Origin of the sequence: Fibrella aquatica (assembly GCF_041321135.1) — a bacterium.
Classification (GTDB): domain Bacteria; phylum Bacteroidota; class Bacteroidia; order Cytophagales; family Spirosomataceae; genus Fibrella; species Fibrella aquatica.
Window position 1 is genome coordinate 17,127 of record NZ_JBGGWF010000006.1, and the last position, 18,045, is coordinate 35,171.

Sequence of the window (18,045 nt, forward strand, 5' to 3'; positions counted from 1 at the left end):
TTGCTGACGCCAGATGATAGACGCAAGGATGCGTCTCTACACGCCCGTGTACGAAAATGGTGTGATGGTACGTAACTCAGCTTTGATGGCGTCTGTTACGTTCAGGCCATCGATGAATTCACTGATCGTACTGGCAGTGATGGCTTCGTTTTTACGCGTTAATGTTTTTAAGGCTTCGTAAGGTTGCGGGTAGCCCTCGCGGCGCAATACCGTCTGAATGCCTTCGGCCACTACGGCCCAGTTCGCTTCCAGGTCAGCGTTAATGGCCGACTGGTTCAGCTCCAGTTTATTCAAACCTTTTAGGGTTGCATTCAGGGCAATGACCGAATGGGCGAAGGGCACGCCAATGTTGCGCAATACAGTCGAGTCGGTCAGGTCGCGTTGGAGGCGCGAGATGGGTAACTTAGCCGACAAATGCTCGAAAATAGCGTTGGCAATACCCAGGTTTCCTTCCGAATTCTCGAAATCGATCGGGTTCACTTTGTGCGGCATCGCCGACGAGCCCACTTCCCCCTCCTTGATCTTCTGCTTAAAGTAATTCATCGACACATACGTCCAGATGTCACGGTCGAGGTCGATCAGAATCGTGTTCAGGCGCTTGTAGTTATCAAACAGGGCGGCCAGCATGTCGTAATGCTCGATCTGCGTGGTAAACTGGCTACGTTCCAAACCCAAACTTCCGACGAACTCATTGCCGAATGATTGCCAATCAATCTCGGGATAGGCCACGTTGTGGGCGTTGAAATTCCCCGTAGCCCCACCAAACTTAGCCGCAGTAGGTACGTTGGCCAGCATAGTCAGTTGCTTCTCCAAGCGTTCACAGAAAACCATCAACTCTTTGCCAAGGCGGGTTGGCGAGGCGGGTTGCCCGTGGGTACGTGCCAGCATCGATACATCCGCCCACTGGCCAGCCAGTTCCTGCAAGCGTATGTAGATCTTCCGATAAGTAGGCTCGATCTGCTCGGTCAACGCCTCCCGTAACAGCAACGGAATGGCGGTATTGTTCACATCCTGCGAGGTCAGTCCGAAGTGGATAAACTCCAGAAATGGCTCAACCGACAGCCCTTTCAGCTTTTCCTTGATGAAATACTCAACCGCTTTAACATCGTGGTTGGTCGTAGCTTCAATCGTTTTTACACGCACGGCATCTGCCTCCGAAAACTGCTCGTACAACGCGCGTAAGGCTGGGTAAGTTGCCTTGTCAACATCGGCCAATTGGGGCAGTGGCAATTCGCAAAGGGCAATGAAATACTCGATTTCGATACGTACCCGGTAGCGAATCAGGCCAAGCTCTGAAAAGTAAGGCGCCAACGCCGACACCTGTTTGGCGTAGCGTCCATCTATGGGAGAAATTGCAGTGAGGGACATAAAAGGGGGTTTGGAGTTTGTTGTTTGAGGTTTGTTGTTGCGCTGCTACATCTAAACTTGGTTAGCCTAGCCGCGCAACAACAAACCTCAAACAACAAACTCCAAACTATTTTAGAATGGATTAAAGTAAAGGCCGATACCGGCCCATGAAACTGTTTGGTATTCGTATTGGCCGTAGGGCCGGTAGCCGTAATACATATCGAGCATGGCGGTCAGGTTTTGGGTAGACCGGCCCAATTCGTAGCCGATACCCGCGTGGATGCCTGGTCTAAAATCGGTTTGTTGCCAGAACTTGGCGTCGAAACCACCTACCAGTCGTTGCCGTTTGTTGCCCGGTTCGCGGTAATAGGCCCCAAACTGCACGTTGAATCGTTCGCGTTCGCTTTGGCCACGCAGGCATACCCCCGCGTTGCCATACACCCGCAGGCCATTGGGCAGATCGCGACTGGCCGTAACGTCGAGCAATTCGTAGTTAACGGCGTTTGGCGTGTAATAATTGAGCTGATACCGAACCAGATAATCGTCGCCCAGATGCGATGAGATATGATATAATCGAACACGGTAGCTATTACGGCCTTTGCGGAGGTTGTACCAGAAACTAAGCTTATAATCGTTGTTGATGATCTTGTAGACCACCTGACCGGGTTTCTTGGCAAACCGGGTGGTGTCGCCAAACACCTGAAACTGGGTAAACGAACCCACATCGAGCCCCCATTCGTGCGCTTGTCCCGGCGCAGTGGTGACGCGGTAGAACGGCTTGTGAAACCCAAATGCAAAGGGAACCACCGTTCCCTGGTTCAGGTCTTTGTCGCGGGTATCAGTTGCGGTTGTACCCACTTTTCGTTCACCGGTGGTGTTGAAGTAGGGCAACGCACTGCCGTATACCTGCGCTTCGAGCGGGTCGAGCAGGATGGGGGCGAACAAATGGTTTTTGGGAAACCATTCTTTGCGTGGGTAAGCCGTGGTATCGGTGGCTGATTGCGGCCGGGCGGTTAGGCTGAAAAGGCAAAACGCACTGATGAGTAAAAATAGTCTCATGCGGGTGGGAGAAAACAAACAGCAAAGGTATCGAAAACGGCTGTCGCATTTTAACCTTCAGTAGTGCACATTTCTGTGCGGCATGAACGAACTTTAGGGGTTGTTGTCTTACTATTCATCAAGCACATGAAAAAACTACCTCTTATCGGCTTCTCCCTTATGCTTGGCACCACCGCCGCTTTGGCCCAATCGGGACCACTTACGTACCCGGTCACCCGCAAGGTCGACCATGTTGACAATTACCACGGCACCACCGTGGCCGACCCTTACCGCTGGCTCGAAGATGACCGGTCGGCCGAAACGGCGGCCTGGGTAAAGGCCGAAAATGAGGTCACCAACGCCTTTCTCGACAAAATCCCCTACCGGAAACAGTTACAGGACCGGCTCGAAAAGGTGTACAACTACCCCAAATATTCGGCTCCATCGCGGAAAGGAGACTACTTCTATTTCTCGAAAAACGACGGCCTGCAAAATCAGTCGGTGCTATACCGGCAAAAAGGGCTTGATGGTAAACCCGAGGTTGTAATAGACCCCAACAAACTCTCGACCGATGGCACCACTCGGCTGGGTGCTTTTTCGCTCTCTAAAGATGGTAAGTACGCCGTGGTGGGTACGTCGAAAGGCGGGTCTGACTGGCAGGAATACCAGATTATGGATATGGCCACCAAGCAATACTTGCCCGAAAAGCTGGAATGGGTGAAAATTTCGGGAGCAGCCTGGCAGGGTAATGGCTTCTACTACAGCCGGTATCCGAAGCCCGAAGGGTCGGCCCTAGCCGCTAAAAACGAGAATCATCAGGTATTCTTCCACCAGTTGAACACCCCCCAATCGGCTGATCGGCTGGTGTTTGAAGACGCCAAGAATCCGCAGCGGTTCCATACGCTGGGAACGTCGGACGATGAGCGGTTTGCGTTCCTGACCGTTAGTGACCGGGGTAAAGGCAAAGACGGCAACGCGTTGTACTTCCTGGATGCTACGGCAAAAGGGTCAACCTTCCAGCCCGTTGTATCAGAGATTACGAACGATCAGTACGGCGTGATTGATAACATTGGCGGCGATATGCTGATTGAAACCAACGCCGATGCCCCCAACAACAAGGTGATGCGTTATAGTCCGGCCACCAAAAAATGGACGGTCGTTATTCCTGAAAAGCCTGAGCCGCTGACCAGCGCGGGCAGTGCGGGTGGCAAGCTGTTTGTGCAATACGCCAAAGACGTAACCTCGCGAGTGTATGTGTACGATATGAACGGCAAGCTGGAGAATGAGATTCAGCTACCGGGCATTGGCTCGGTGAGTGGCTTTGGCGGCGAACGCGACGATAAGTTTGTGTTCTACACGTTCACATCATTCACCTTCCCGCCAACCATTTACCGCTACGATATTGCCACCAAGAAAAGCACCGTTTTCCGGCAACCAGAGGTCGATTTCAAACCAACCGATTACGAAACGAAACAGGTTTTCTACACCAGCAAAGACGGCACAAAGGTTCCGATGTTCATCACCTATCAGAAAGGCACGAAACTCGACGGCACCAACCCAACTATTCTGTACGGTTATGGCGGATTCAACGTCAGCCTGCCTCCGGCTTTCTCGTCATTTCTGATTCCGTTCCTGGAGCAGGGCGGCGTGTATGCACAAGCCAACCTACGGGGCGGCAGTGAATACGGCGAAAAGTGGCATGAGCAGGGCATGAAAGGCAAGAAGCAAAACGTGTTCGACGATTTCATTTCGGCGGCCGAATACCTGATCAAGGAGAAATACACCTCGTCGGCCAAACTGGCGATTCGCGGCGGTTCAAATGGCGGATTGCTCGTGGGAGCGGTCATGAACCAACGGCCCGAGTTGTTCAAGGTGGCTATTCCGCAGGTGGGTGTAATGGATATGCTTCGATTCCACAAGTTCACCATTGGCTGGAACTGGATTGCCGATTACGGCAGCGCCGACAACGCCGAGGATTTCAAATACCTCTACCCCTACTCGCCGATTCACAACATCAAGCCGGGTCTGAACTACCCCGCCACGCTCATCACCACCGCCGACCACGACGATCGGGTTGTACCGGCTCATTCGTTCAAATACGCCGCCACGTTGCAGGAAGCCTACAAAGGCCCCAACCCTATGCTGATCCGTGTAGATGTAAACTCGGGTCACGGCGCCAGCAATACGAAGAAAAACATCGAGCAAACCGCCGATATCTATTCGTTCATCCTCTGGAACATGGGCGTAGGTACGTTGAAAGAAGTAGCCAGTAAGTAGTTCGATGTCAACGGCCTATATGCAAAAATGCCCCGACTATTTGGCCGGGGCATTTTGCTAGGAAGCTGTTAAAGCCAGAATTTATAGCTTAAATGTCACGCCTGCCCGCAGGGTTTGAACGGCAGAACCAAGCTCAGCGAAACCGCCCAGCTTTTCAGAGAACATATAACGGCCACCGAGGTGAAGGGGGAAGTATATGCCACTAGATGATCCGCCATAAGTGCTATAAGTCGTAGACACGTTTACGTAAGTAAGTGTTAAGCCAGCGTAAACATCGAAAGTCTCAGGTATGCTGATCAACTCATTAAAGTGGTATGAACCACGCACGCCTAGATCTAAATAATTGACATTGTATCCAGAGATAATACTCGCACTTCTATAACCGGCCTGAACACCAGCAGTAATGTTTTTGGCTACGCCAAGATCAGCTGCAGCGTTGAAACCTATACCCCCATAACCAAAGCCACCAACACCAATACCAAGGTTGACAAACTTGGTGCCTTTATCAATTTCCATCTGAGCGAAGCTCGAGGTTGTCAGCAGGGTTAGGCTGAATAAAGCAATGATTGCGAAAATCTTTTTCATAGTGGATTTACTTGTTTAGTGAAACTCGAGACAAATAAAGTGAGCTTTTGGATATTACAACTAACAGCGCACTATATCTCTTATCTATCGGTAGGTTTCCTTGAGTTTAAATAACCTCGAACAACGGTAAACGTAGTAACCGCCAGGAAGAAAAGGATGATCCAGTGGACGTAGTTGATGATCCACGGAAACTGCACTCCGAAGAAATACCCACCACCTACCAGTACGAATGTCCAGATGGCGCCGCCAAGGACATTGTAGAGCATAAACCGGCCCAGGTTCATGTGAATAATTCCCGCCAGTAACGGCGCGAAGGTGCGTACAACGGGTAGAAAGCGAGCCACAATCAGGGCCTGACTACCGTATCGCTCAAACGTTTTGCGGGTGTTGGTGATGTATTCCTGCTTGAAAAACAGCGAGTCGGGTCGGTTCTGTAGTTTTCGGCCAAAGAAATAGCCGATACCATAGCCCAATAAGGCCCCAGCTACTGCTGCCCCGAAGATGCAGCCCATCAGCAACATCAGCGACACCGCCAGCACCTTGGTACCGGCAAACACACCGGCCAGAAAGAGGAGGTAATCGCCCGGCAGAAAGAAGCCAAAAATGATTCCGTTCTCTATAAACACAATCAGCGTAACAACAACGAGCCCACCCGTACGGATGATCTCCTCGGAATTGAGCAAATACCGGAAAAAGTCAAGAATAGCGTCCATCCTTCGATGGAATTAAGAATTAAGAATTAAGAATGGCTCCGCTCAGGTACGTTACTTGGCAGAGCCATTCTTAATTCTTAATTCTTAATTCCCATTACATATGTTCCGCCAGCTCTAGCCAGCGGTCTGATTTGGCGGCAACCTGTGCTTCAATGTCCTCGATCTCCTTTGCCCAGGCTGTTAGCTGTTCATGGTGACCGCCATTGTTCAGCAAGTTGATCACCTCGGCTTTCCGTTGTTCGAGGGCGTCAATTTCGGACTCCAGCGCTTCATATTCACGCTGTTCTTTAAAACTTAATTTCTTTTTCTGAGCAGACACGGCTGGTTTGCTCGCCGACAGATCTACCGGGGCCAGTTTATGACTGGCAGAGGCCAATTCTTTGGTGGCGGCGTTCTTCTTTGGCTGGGCGTCGCGCCATTCGCGGTAGTCGGTGTAGTTGCCCGGATAGTCGCGCACTTTGCCCTGCCCTTCCAATACAAATACGTGGTCGACCAGGCGGTCCATGAAGTACCGGTCGTGGGTAACGATGATCACGCAGCCGGGAAAATTGAGCAGAAAATCTTCCAGTACGTTCAACGTCGTGATGTCGAGATCATTCGTTGGCTCGTCAAGAATCAGGAAGTTGGGGTTCTGCACCAGCACCAATAGCAGTTGCAGTCGCCGCTTTTCGCCGCCACTCAGTTTGGCCACGAAATCGTACTGTTTCTGCCGGTCGAAGAGAAAATGGTGGAGCAACTGGCTGGCCGTTATGGTTTGTCCGTCGGCAAGTTTCATCACCTCAGCAACCTCTTGTACCACATCAATCACGCGCTGATTGTCGGCGATGTTCAATTCGCTCTGCGTGTAGTAGCCGAAATTCACCGTGCCACCTGCCGTAATCTTGCCCGAATCGGGGCGCAGTTCGCCGATCAGCATATTAAGCAGCGTGGTCTTACCCATGCCATTCTTACCGATCAGACCCACACGATCCTGCCGTTTGAAGGTGTAGGTAAAATGATCGAGCAATATCTTCTCGCCGAAGCTTTTACTGAGATTTTCGACTTCCAGAATTTTGCTGCCCAACCGCGATACGCGCAGGTTCAGATCAAGTTCGCCATCGTTGCGGCGGTTTTTCACTTTCCCTTCCAGGTCCTCAAACGCATCTTCGCGGTACTTTGCTTTGGTGCCCCGCGCTTTCGGCTGTCGACGCATCCACTCCAGCTCGCGGCGGTAGGTATTCTTATTCTTTTCGAACTCAGCAGCGTCGATGGCAATGCGTTCGGCTTTCTTTTCCAGAAAATACGCGTAGTTGCCCTTGTAGCTGTAGAGTTGGCCCGCGTCCATTTCCACGATCTGATTACACACCCGATCTAGGAAATACCGGTCGTGGGATACCATCAAAAGCGTGCCGTTGTTGGTGTTCAGGAAGCTTTCGAGGTATTCGATGGCTTCCAGATCGAGGTGGTTGGTGGGCTCATCGAGAATCAGCAGGTCGGGGTTTTGAATCAATACCCGCGCCAGAGCCACTCGCTTGCGTTGCCCGCCCGACAACGTACCTACGCGTTGCTCGACATCCTGAATGCCCAATTCGCCCAAAATCTGGCGGATCTGCGCTTCATAGTCCCAAGCCTCCAGCTTTTCCATCTGGCTCATGGCTTTTTCCAGCGCGGCAGGATCATCTTCGTTGGTCAGCGCCTTTTCGTAGGCCCGAACGGCATCGAGTTGCGCACTTTCACCAGACAGCACCTCTTCCAGAATGGTGAGGGCTTCGTTGAGATCGGGTTGTTGGTTGAGGTAACCAACTGTTATATCTTTCCGAACACTCACCAGTCCTTCATCGGGAGGGGCAGCACCGGCCAGAATTTCGAGTAAAGAGGTCTTGCCTGACCCGTTGGCACCCACAATGGCAATTTTATCGCCCCGGCTGATGCCGAAGTTAATATTTCGGAACAACGTCCGGTCGCCGTAGGCTTTAGCAAGGTTTTCGGCTGATAGGTAATTCATAGGTCTAGCGGAGTGGTACTCCGCTTATTGATCAATTGGAGGTGGCAGCGGAGTGCCACTCCGCTAGACGGTACAAAAAAAGCCGACTCGGTGAAGAATCGGCTTTTTGTAAGTAGCTCGACCAGGATTCGAACCTAGACAGACAGAACCAAAATCTGATGTACTACCCTTATACTATCGAGCTATTTCGCAATTGCGAGTGCAAATATACGAAGTTGAGGAGTCTCAAATCAAGTCAAATTCCAAAAAAAATCTTCACTCCATCACTTTTGGCACCTTTATAAACTGTTCATCATGGTCTGGCGCATTAGTCAGTGCCTGAGCAATAGGCAGTTGATTAGCTACTACATCTTGCCGGAGTACGTTATCAATTTCTTCCGACATATGCATTAGCGGAGCCACGCCGACGGTACCAACCTCGTTCAGTTGCTCCATCCAGTCCAATACACTGTTCAGACTGTTCAGCAAACCAGCCTCTTCTGCCTCGTTAACTTCCAAACGAGCCAAATGGGCAATTTTATGTAAAGTTTCGGTATCGACTTTCATGAGGGGACAATTTTAGGGTTTGTTGTTTGTGGTCTGTGGTTTATTGTTGCGCTGCTTAATAACGTATTGTGATCTGCAGCGCAACAACAAACCACAAACAACAAACTCTTCTACACCACAGACAACGTACGCTTGGTCAATTCGTGTTCAATAATCCGGAATGTCTGTTCGCGGAGTGTGCCGACATCAGCCTGGGTTAGGCCGGTAGTTGGTATGGGTTCGTGGACAACGACCTGAATGGGCTCCCAATTTATTCGGAATGGGCTGGCGTCGGGTAAAATTCGGTGATTATTCACTAGTGTCATGGGCACAATAGGCACTTGTTTCTGAATGGCCATCGTGAATGCCCCGTCTTTGAAGGGGTATACCATTTCGGGCGGGTTCGTCGCCTTGATGCCTCCTTCCGGAAAAATAACGATGCTACGTCCCTCCCCTAGTGTTCGCATGCACTTAGCCAGTGAATAAGCTCGGCTTTGCGCACTCGACCGATCGACCATGATATGCAGTTTGGCATACATATACCCAAACAGCGGTAATTTCCTGACGCTGATTTTTCCGATAAAAGCGTACAAACCCGGCACCACTACGGCCGCCACGGCTATATCGAAGTACGAAAAATGGTTGGCACAGTATACATAGGCTTTACCGCGCTCGGGCCGGAATTGCCAGTCGACACGGATCGGCATTCTAATGAAGAAGAACAACAGGATTGCCCATAACCGTACCGCTCCATGCGCCAGAGATAGCCCAACCTTACTTCTCCCACTTGCCAACCAGCTTCCCAACAGAATAAAGGGCATCATCAGCAAGAAAAGCACCACAAACATGATGACGCACCAGATCGTGTAAAGTAAGCTGAGCCAGGATTTTAGCACGAGTCACAGGGGTTATGAGATGTCAAAACCTAATATTACTAAAATCAGCTTACTACTTGCAGTATACTGTCTACATTCTAGCCAATGAATGGCTGCGATAAATGTGCGACTTCGCGCTGGCGAGGATTGCTTTCGCTGGGCCCTTCGACTAGGCGTCCCCGACAGGCTCAGGGTGACAATCCTCGCCAGCGCGAAGCAACAAAACGTCAATTAGTGTTTAAAGTGCCGAACGCCGGTAGTCACCATGGCGATGCCGTGCTGATTGCAGTACTCGATGCTGTCTTTGTCGCGGATAGAGCCGCCGGGTTGCACCACTGCCGTAATGCCCGCCTGACCGGCAATTTCAACGCAATCAGGGAAGGGGAAGAACGCATCAGACGCCATCACCGCCCCGTCGAGGCTAAACCCGAAAGCATGCGCTTTCTCAATGGCTTGTTTCAGCGCATCTACGCGGCTGGTTTGGCCTACGCCACTTGCCAGCAGCACGTCTTCTTTCGCCAGAATGATCGTATTCGATTTCGTGTGTTTGCACACTTTCAAGGCAAACTCCAGGGCATGAACCTCACTATCGGTTGGCGCTTTGTCGGTAACCGTCGTGAACTGATCGGCCGTTTCGGTCACGTTGTCTTTGTCCTGTTCCAGTACGCCGTTCAGAATGGTTTTCACCAGCGTGGTGGGCAATTCAACCGGTTTCCGTTTCAGGAGGATGCGGTTTTTCTTCGATTTCAGCAGTTCCAGTGCCTCAGGTGCGTAATCGGGCGCGATCAGGATTTCCATGAACAGTTTGTTCAGTTCCTCCGCCGTTGCCAGATCCACAGGTACGTTGGTGATCACTACGCCGCCAAACGCCGAGATGGGGTCACAAGCCAGGGCTTTGGCGTACGCTTCGGCCGATGTAGCCGCCGATGCAATACCGCAGGCATTGGTGTGCTTAATGATCGCATAAGTAGGACCACTGGCAGTAAACTCGTCGATCAGACCAACGCAGGCGTCAACGTCGACCAGGTTATTGAACGACAGCTCTTTACCGTGCAGTTTATCGAAAATGGCGTCGAGGTCGCCGTGGAAAGTGGCTTTTTGGTGCGGGTTTTCACCGTAGCGAAGCTCGCTTTTCTTCTGCGCGGTTTCTCCCGCGAAGTACTGGTGAATGGCCGTGTCATAATGCGAGGTGGTCGCGAAGGCTTCCATCGCGTAGCGGCGACGCGTTTCCAAATCGGGCTGCCCGTCGGTTTCGGTCAACACCTGCAACAGATCGGCGTACTGGTCGCGCGATGAAACGATCAGGGCGTCCTGGAAATTCTTGGCACCAGCCCGGATCAGCGAAATACCACCAATGTCGATTTTCTCGATGATGTCTTCAGCTGAAGCACCCGACGCTACGGTTTCTTCAAACGGATACAGGTCAACCACCGTTAGGTCGATGGCGGGAATGTTGTGTTCCTGCGCCTGCGCTACGTCGCCTTCATTGTCGCGACGGTAGAGAATACCACCGAATACAGCTGGGTGCAGGGTTTTTACCCGACCGCCGAAGATCGACGGGTAGCCGGTCAGCGACTCAACGGGAATAACTGGAATGCCCAGTTCTTCGATAAACGTTTGGGTACCGCCCGTCGAGTAGAGCGTAACGCCCTGTTGGTGTAACAACCGGACAATGGGTTCGAGGCCGTCTTTGTAATAGACCGAAAGCAGCGCAGAGGAGATTTTCATTAGGTAATGTATAATGTACAGTGCAGAATGAACAATACAGATCTGCGTTCATTCACTGCTGCAAAGATAGACAGCCTATCCGTTTTGCGGGCAGTCGACGTATACGCCGTATCTTCGCACCGTATCTGACCCGTTTCATGCGGCTTCAGGTACGGTGCAACCTACGAATACATTGAGCGCATTTAAGAAATTAGCAGGCGACACGGCCCTATACGGAATCAGTACCATTGCCGCGCGGTCGGTCAATTTTTTGTTGGCGCCTATTCAGACCTATGCGTTTATTAAGGCGGAAGACCTTTCATCGAACGTAACGCTTTATGCCTGGATTGGGGTGTTGCTAACGATCTATACGCTAGGTCTGGAAACAGCTTTTTTTCGGTTTGCCGCCCGTAATAAAGGCATTGAAAATGCCCCGGAACGGCAACGTATTTTCAACCAAACGCTTACCATCGTTGGCATTATTAGCCTGGTTGCCACCGCCCTGATTCTGATCTTCGCTACGCCTGTTACCATCGTCCTAGGCTACCCCGGCGAGGAACGGTTTATTCGCTGGACGGCCATGCTTGTGGGTATTGATGCGATCATGGCTATTCCGTTTGCCCGGCTACGGGTTGAAAATAAAGCCAAACGGTTTGTGGCTGCCAAGCTGATTAATATTCTGCTAAACGTGGCGCTAAACCTGTTTTTCATCACCTTCTGCAAAGGCATTGTTGAAGGTCGGTTTTTGCCAGAATTGCTTCCATTTGCCTCATTCTTCTACCGTCCTGAGATTGGCCCCGGCTATATTTTACTGGCCAACCTGATTGCCAACGCGCTTTATTTCCTGATCCTGCGCGATGTGTTTGCCAGTTTTCGGCCTATGCTGACCTGGCCGCAAGCTAAAACACTGATTATCTACGCGTTCCCAATTATGCTGACGGGACTGGCGGGCGTACTGAACAGCCTAACAGATCGGCTTTTTCTCCGCGAGTTCCTACCCGATAATTTCTATCCGGGCCGCACGTCCGAATGGGCGTTAGGAATTTATGGACAGTGCTTTAAGCTGTCGGTGTTTATCAGTCTGGCCATTCAATCATTCAAATTTGCGGCCGAGCCGTTTTTCTTTGGACAAGCCGACGACAAAAATGCGCCCGATCTGCTGGCTCGAGTTACTAAATGGTTTATCATCGTTTGCGTAACCCTCTGGGTGGGCGTAAGCCTTAACATCGATTTAGCCGGACTCTTTCTTCAAAAAAACTACCGAATCGGCCTTACGGTTGTTCCGCTACTGATGCTCGGAAACCTATTTCTGGGCATTTATTACAACATTTCGTTCTGGTTCAAGCTGTCGGACAAGACGAAGTTCGGTACGCTGATTACGGCGGTCGGGCTAGCGGTGACGTTTGGGCTGAATTACCTGCTCATTCCACAAATGGGCTACATGGGCTGCGCCTGGGCCTTTCTGGTTTCCAGCGTGGTGATGACGGTAATGTGTTATGTATTGGGCGAGAAATATTACCCCGTTCCTTACGACTTGCTTTCAGCGGCGGGCTACATTCTGGGCGGTGGATTGCTCATCTACCTTTCCTCATTTGTTCAGATAAGCAACCTGTGGCTGTCTGTCCCCTACCACATGGCTCTGTTTGGCCTGTTTTTGGGTTGTATTGTGGCGGTGGAGTGGAAAACGTTCGGGCCGGTGGTGCGGGCGCGGTTGAAGTAGGTGTAGCTGGCGTGTATGCTGTATGGCTTCGCGTTGTAGGTTGCTTTCGCGCGGCCCTTCGACAGGCTCAGGGTGACCCACTTACTCAAGTTAGTCATTTACATTCTTGGGTGTCCTGTCACCCTGAGCCTGTCGAAGGGACGCGCGAAAGCAACCTACAACGCGAACCAATATTCTCAACCGAGACACCCACAAAAAAAGAAACCCGATCTCGTAAGATCGGGCCGCACGCATCTATATGTAACAGGGCCCCTAGTGGCCCTAGACAGGAAGCATTAGAATAAATTCTTAATGTCGATGTTGCGATACTCGTGCTCTTCGTCGTTGAAAGGTAGGTTCACGATTACCCGACCGTATTCATGCTCGGCCTCGATATTCTCGGCGTCGATGAAATCAGGAATGTCGATCACTTTCAAAAACATAGGTACTGCCAGCCGTTGACCTGCCGCTTCACTATCGTGAACCAACAAGGTGTACAGCACTAATTTGTTTCCTTCTACCAACACGTTAAATGAGTTGGCACTGACGCCGGGAGCCGACAGGCGAATGACCAGCCGGTCGTCTTCGCGCTTCACTTTCATTTCTGTCAGGCTCGATCCGCCATACAACGTGTTGAGCAAATCGATTTGTCCGCCTGTTCCTTTAAACACATGATCTACTGTTCTCATAGTACGTGTTGTTTACTGTTCGATGTTATATAGACAAAAGCTGTGCCTGATGGTTTAAAGCCGCTTTATGGTGCCAGATTGACAGAAAAAAAACGGGCAAAACGTCAGATAATCAGACGTTTTGACGTGTAAAAAGTCTTAAGTGGACTTCAACTAATTTTCGGCAGGTAGCGTAAGTTGTAGCGAAAATTACGCAGTCTCTGAAAAAGGCGTGAAACGGGGTCTACACCCACGAAACTGAACGTCTGGTTGTACCTTTGCCCTATGCATATTCGAATTGGAACGCGCAGCAGCCGACTGGCCCTATGGCAAGCCGAATATATTCAGCAGCTACTTCAGGCGGCAGAAATTACGTCTGAACTGGTGTTGATTGAAACAAAGGGCGATCAGATTCTGGATCGGTCACTGTCGAAAATCGGCAGCAAAGGCATTTTTACGCAGGAGTTGGAAGACCAGCTTCGGTCGGGTGCGGTTGATATTGCCGTGCACTCGGCCAAAGATTTACAGTCGAGCCTCCCCGCCGACCTCAGCATTATTGCCTTCACTGAACGTGAGCGCGTCAACGATGTACTGGTCAGCCGGAACGGGTCGCTTTCGCTCACATCGGGGCAGGCCTTTACGATAGGTACGTCGTCGACGCGGCGGGTAGCGATGCTTCGACATTATTGCCCACACATCAACGTAGTCGACATGCGGGGTAACCTGCAAACGCGGCTCCGTAAGCTGGATGATGGGCATTGCGACGCGCTGTTGCTGGCCTATGCCGGTGTTCATCGCATGCATTACGACGATCTGATTGCCGAACACCTGCCGATCAGCGAGTTTACCCCCGCTGTTGGGCAAGGCAGCGTAGCCATTGAAGCCGCCGACACGCTACCCCTCGATAAGCTTGCTCAGGTACGTTTTCTAACCAATCACGAGCCAACCGAAGCTTGCCTGAAAGCCGAGCGCGCCTTTCTACGTAGGCTGGAAGGTGGTTGCAGCATTCCGGTGTTTGCGCTGGCCACGTGGGCGGGCGAAGAAATCAACCTAACCGGCGGCCTCATCAGCCTCGACGGTACCGACATACTCCGTGAAACCTTCAGCGGCCCACCCGCGCAAGCCGAGCAACTAGGCCACGACCTGGCCGAAGCGCTGCTAACCCGTGGCGGCGACGAAATCTTGCAAAGCATTCGAGCAGCACTATAAATCAGTTCGTTGTTTGTCGTTTGAAGTTTGTGGTTGCGTTGCTAAATCACCATATCCTGATTTAGCAACGCAACCACAAACTTCAAACGACAAACAACGAACCCCTTTTCCATGTCCATCAACTTCGCTCATACCGATACTGACTTGCGGCGTTGTTTACCGGCTTTGCTGGCGTTACGGCCGCATTTAACGGAAGATACTGCGTTGATCCTGTTGCACGAACAACTGGCTAACGACCGGTTCAGCGTTGCGTTCGTGGACCTCGACGATGATTCCGCTGCGCCTGGCGTGATCACTTATCGACAGATGACGATGCTGGTTTCCGGCAAAACGATCTACATCGATGACCTGTCGACGTTGCCGGAGGCCCGGGGAAAAGGGTATGCCGGTGCGCTGGTTGATTTTGTGATTGAGCAGGCCCGGCAGATGGGTTTCGAGACGGTTTCATTAGATTCGGGACAGAATCCAACCCGCTATGATGCCCACCGGCTTTATTTGAATAAACGATTTAACATCACCAGTCATCATTTTTCGCTCAAACTGACATAATGAACCTCGCCAAAATAAGTTGGAGTAATCTGGTCGACAAGCCGCTGAGCAGTTTCCTGAGTGGGCTGCTGATGACGCTTGGTATTGCCATTATCTCGTTGTTGTTGCTGCTGAATAAGCAGTTGCAGGATCAGTTTAGCCGCAACATTCGGGGCATCGACATGGTGATTGGCGCAAAAGGGTCACCGTTGCAACTGATCCTGTCGAGCATTTACCAAATCGACTCGCCGGTAGGGAACATCCCGCTCGAGGAAGCTGAACGGCTGACGCGTAACCCGATGATCAAAACGGCGATTCCGCTGGCGATGGGCGATAGCTACAAGTCGTTCAGGATTGTAGGTACGAACAAAAAGTACCTCGACCATTTCGGAGCGAGCGTGGCGCAGGGGCAACTGTTCAAGGAAGACCTCGATGTGGTAATTGGTACGCGCGTGGCCGCCGCAACGGGTCTGAAAGTAGGCGATAGCTTTGCCAGTCAGCACGGGCTTGATGGAAATGGTGAAGAACACGGTGATAAAAAATATAAGGTGGTAGGCCTGATGGCTCCCAGCAACAGCGTCTGCGATCAGCTGATCCTGACCAACGTATCCAGCATCTGGGCAGTGCATAATCATGAGGAGGGTCACCACGACGAGGAAGCTACAGGCCCCGGCGGTGCAACCGCAGCCGACGAACATCATGACGGCGACGAAGCCCATGAAGACGAGCATGACCACGAAGCAGGTCCCGGCCCGGAAATTACCAGTATGCTGGTGAAGTTTCGGAACCCAATGGGCATGATGCTCAAGCGCGGTATCGACAATAACTCGAAACTTCAGGCTGCGCTGCCCGCCATCGAGGTAAACCGCCTGTTCGATCTGCTTGGCGTTGGCGTACAGACCCTGCGCGGTCTGGCCCTGGCCATTATCATTGTAGCGGGCATCAGCGTATTTGTATCGCTCTATAACTCGCTGAAAGAACGTCGCTACGAAATGGCCCTGATGCTCTCGATGGGTGCCACGCGGGCGCAACTGTTCGGTATGCTCCTGCTTGAAGGACTGGTGCTGGCCCTGATCGGTTTCGTGGCGGGCCTGGCCCTGAGCCGCCTCGGCCTGTGGCTGCTCTCCCAATTCGTAGAAGGCAATTACCACTACAGTTTCAGTGATGCCAGTATTCTGCCCGACGAATGGTGGCTACTGGCCGTCGCCGTTGGCATTGGCCTCGTTGCGGCCGCCCTTCCTGCCATCGGCGTATACCGAATGAACATTTCACGAACGTTAGCGGAGGAATAAATGAAGGAGGAAAGGGAGGAGGGGGAATAAAGGGAAGAAGGAAGCTGACGCGTTATCTGCTTTCTCCCTTTATTCCCCCCCCCCCTCCCTCTCTTCCCTTTCCTCCCTCCTCCCTTTCCTCCCTCTTATGCAACTTTCCGATCTTCTCTATAAAGTCTCCCTCCTCGCCACGGCGGGGGATATGAACGCTGAGGTGACGCACCTGACGATGGATTCGCGGCAGGTACGTTCCGGGAGCCTGTTCATTGCCGTGCGTGGTACCGTTTCAGACGGACATGCATTTATTCCGAAAGCCATCGACCTGGGCGCTACGGCTATCTTGTGCGAAGAACTCCCTACCGAACGCGCCGACTCAATCACTTATATTCAGGTGGCCAACGCCCCGCAGGCAATGGGGATCGCGGCGGCTAATTTCTACGGGCATCCATCGAAAAAGGTAAAGCTGGTGGGCGTGACGGGGACGAACGGCAAAACGTCGGTGGCCACGCTACTTTTCCGACTGTTCACCGCGCTTGGCTATCGCTGTGGCCTGTTGTCGACGGTGCAGAATCAGATTGGCGAGACGGTCATTCCCGCTACGCACACCACGCCGGATTCGATCACGACCAACGAACTGCTGACGCAGATGCTGGCGCAGGGCTGTACGCACGTGTTCATGGAAGTGAGTTCACACGCCGTGGTGCAGGAGCGCATTGCGGGATTGCACTTCGCCGGGGGCATTTTCACGAACATCACTCACGACCACCTCGATTTCCACGGCACATTCGACAATTACATCAAAGCCAAGAAGGGGTTCTTCGACCAACTGCCCCGCTCCGCTTTTGCGCTCACCAACGCCGACGATAAGCGAGGGTTGGTAATGCTCCAAAACACGCTGGCCCGCAAGGAAAGCTACTCGCTGCAAACCCTAGGTACGTTCAAAGGCAAGGTGCTGGCCGACGGATTGTTTGGCCTCGAAATGCTGATCGACGATCGGCAGGTGTGGTTCAAACTCATTGGCCGGTTCAACGCCTACAACCTGCTGGCGGTCTACGGCGCAGCGGTGTTGCTGGGCGAAGACGAAGAAGAGGTGCTGACTGAACTTTCAGGTACGTTGCCGCCACAGGGCCGTTTCGAGCAGGTTATTTCAGATAATCGGATCGTCGGCATTGTGGATTATGCCCACACGCCGGATGCGCTGCAAAACGTGTTGGAAACGATCACGAACCTTCGTCAGGATAACGAGCAGGGCATTTTCCCCCAAATAATCACCGTAGTGGGTTGCGGTGGAAATCGTGACGCGGCCAAACGACCCATCATGGCGCAGATTGCCGGCAAATTCAGCGACCGGGTGATTTTAACATCCGACAATCCGCGATTTGAAGACCCGATGACTATTCTGGAGCAAATGCAGGCGGGGCTGTCACCGGTGGATTACAAGAAAGCGCAGACCATTGAAGACCGGCGCGAAGCTATTTCAACCGCCGTAAAACTGGCTCGCCCCAACGATATTATCCTGGTTGCGGGTAAAGGACACGAGACTTATCAGGATATTCAGGGCGTAAAACACGATTTTGACGACCGGCAAGTGCTTCGCGAGGCATTTCAAAACCACTAAC

The 18,045-nt window shown here is 51.9% G+C and carries 15 protein-coding genes and 1 tRNA gene; 6 read left to right on the forward strand and 10 right to left on the reverse strand.

The genetic code is table 11. The features are described from left to right. Positions 1-36: 36 nt before the first annotated feature. Positions 37-1,368, reverse strand: coding sequence for an adenylosuccinate lyase (gene purB / locus ACAW87_RS15140; RefSeq protein WP_370724325.1), 1,332 nt, complete (start codon positions 1,366-1,368; stop codon positions 37-39). A 111-nt stretch (positions 1,369-1,479) separates the two neighbouring features. Further along, positions 1,480-2,406, reverse strand: coding sequence for a DUF1207 domain-containing protein (locus ACAW87_RS15145; RefSeq protein ID WP_370724327.1), 927 nt, complete (start codon positions 2,404-2,406; stop codon positions 1,480-1,482). Positions 2,407-2,532: 126 nt separating this feature from the next. Between ACAW87_RS15145 and ACAW87_RS15150 the strand changes: the two genes are divergently transcribed. After that, the gene (locus ACAW87_RS15150; RefSeq protein WP_370724328.1) at positions 2,533-4,662 is read left to right on the forward strand and encodes a prolyl oligopeptidase family serine peptidase; all 2,130 of its coding nucleotides are present in this window, start codon (positions 2,533-2,535) and stop codon (positions 4,660-4,662) included. 81 nt (positions 4,663-4,743) lie between these two features. Here ACAW87_RS15150 and ACAW87_RS15155 read toward each other — a convergent pair whose 3' ends face one another. The 7 genes from ACAW87_RS15155 to purH form a co-directional block, all read right to left on the reverse strand. Beyond that, positions 4,744-5,247, reverse strand: coding sequence for a hypothetical protein (locus ACAW87_RS15155; RefSeq protein ID WP_370724330.1), 504 nt, complete (start codon positions 5,245-5,247; stop codon positions 4,744-4,746). Between the two features lie 80 nt (positions 5,248-5,327). After that, positions 5,328-5,960, reverse strand: coding sequence for a DedA family protein (locus ACAW87_RS15160; protein ID WP_370724331.1), 633 nt, complete (start codon positions 5,958-5,960; stop codon positions 5,328-5,330). Between the two features lie 94 nt (positions 5,961-6,054). After that, positions 6,055-7,944, reverse strand: a complete 1,890-nt coding sequence (locus ACAW87_RS15165) for an ABC-F family ATP-binding cassette domain-containing protein (protein ID WP_370724332.1) — start codon at positions 7,942-7,944, stop codon at positions 6,055-6,057. 113 nt (positions 7,945-8,057) lie between these two features. Beyond that, a tRNA-Gln gene (locus ACAW87_RS15170) sits at positions 8,058-8,128 on the reverse strand. Positions 8,129-8,199: 71 nt separating this feature from the next. Then, positions 8,200-8,490, reverse strand: a complete 291-nt coding sequence (gene gatC, locus ACAW87_RS15175; protein ID WP_370724334.1) for an Asp-tRNA(Asn)/Glu-tRNA(Gln) amidotransferase subunit GatC — start codon at positions 8,488-8,490, stop codon at positions 8,200-8,202. 110 nt (positions 8,491-8,600) lie between these two features. Then, positions 8,601-9,365 (reverse strand): lysophospholipid acyltransferase family protein, encoded by a 765-nt coding sequence (locus tag ACAW87_RS15180; RefSeq protein WP_370724336.1) that lies wholly within the window; start codon positions 9,363-9,365, stop codon positions 8,601-8,603. A 210-nt stretch (positions 9,366-9,575) separates the two neighbouring features. Then, the gene (gene purH / locus ACAW87_RS15185; protein ID WP_370724338.1) at positions 9,576-11,072 is read right to left on the reverse strand and encodes a bifunctional phosphoribosylaminoimidazolecarboxamide formyltransferase/IMP cyclohydrolase; all 1,497 of its coding nucleotides are present in this window, start codon (positions 11,070-11,072) and stop codon (positions 9,576-9,578) included. Positions 11,073-11,244: 172 nt separating this feature from the next. On the opposite strand from purH, the gene ACAW87_RS15190 reads away from it, so the two are divergent. Continuing rightward, positions 11,245-12,771, forward strand: a complete 1,527-nt coding sequence (locus ACAW87_RS15190) for a polysaccharide biosynthesis C-terminal domain-containing protein (RefSeq protein WP_370724340.1) — start codon at positions 11,245-11,247, stop codon at positions 12,769-12,771. Positions 12,772-13,046: 275 nt separating this feature from the next. On the opposite strand, the gene ACAW87_RS15195 is transcribed toward ACAW87_RS15190, so the two are convergent. Further along, positions 13,047-13,439 carry an Hsp20/alpha crystallin family protein gene (locus ACAW87_RS15195; protein ID WP_370724342.1) on the reverse strand — a complete coding sequence of 131 codons (393 nt, stop codon included), beginning with the start codon at positions 13,437-13,439 and terminating at the stop codon, positions 13,047-13,049. A gap of 264 nt (positions 13,440-13,703) precedes the next feature. On the opposite strand from ACAW87_RS15195, the gene hemC reads away from it, so the two are divergent. The 4 genes from hemC (at position 13,704) to ACAW87_RS15215 (ending at position 18,044) form a co-directional block, all read left to right on the forward strand. Then, positions 13,704-14,627: a hydroxymethylbilane synthase gene (gene hemC, locus ACAW87_RS15200; RefSeq protein WP_370724343.1), complete on the forward strand. Its 924-nt coding sequence runs from the start codon at positions 13,704-13,706 to the stop codon at positions 14,625-14,627. A gap of 111 nt (positions 14,628-14,738) precedes the next feature. Continuing rightward, positions 14,739-15,176, forward strand: coding sequence for a GNAT family N-acetyltransferase (locus ACAW87_RS15205; RefSeq protein WP_370724345.1), 438 nt, complete (start codon positions 14,739-14,741; stop codon positions 15,174-15,176). Next, positions 15,176-16,447 carry an ABC transporter permease gene (locus ACAW87_RS15210; protein WP_370724347.1) on the forward strand — a complete coding sequence of 424 codons (1,272 nt, stop codon included), beginning with the start codon at positions 15,176-15,178 and terminating at the stop codon, positions 16,445-16,447. Before ACAW87_RS15205 ends, ACAW87_RS15210 begins: the two co-directional genes overlap by 1 nt. 127 nt (positions 16,448-16,574) lie before the next feature. Beyond that, positions 16,575-18,044, forward strand: a complete 1,470-nt coding sequence (locus tag ACAW87_RS15215; RefSeq protein ID WP_370724348.1) for a UDP-N-acetylmuramoyl-L-alanyl-D-glutamate--2,6-diaminopimelate ligase — start codon at positions 16,575-16,577, stop codon at positions 18,042-18,044. The last annotated feature ends 1 nt before the right edge of the window (position 18,045 follow it).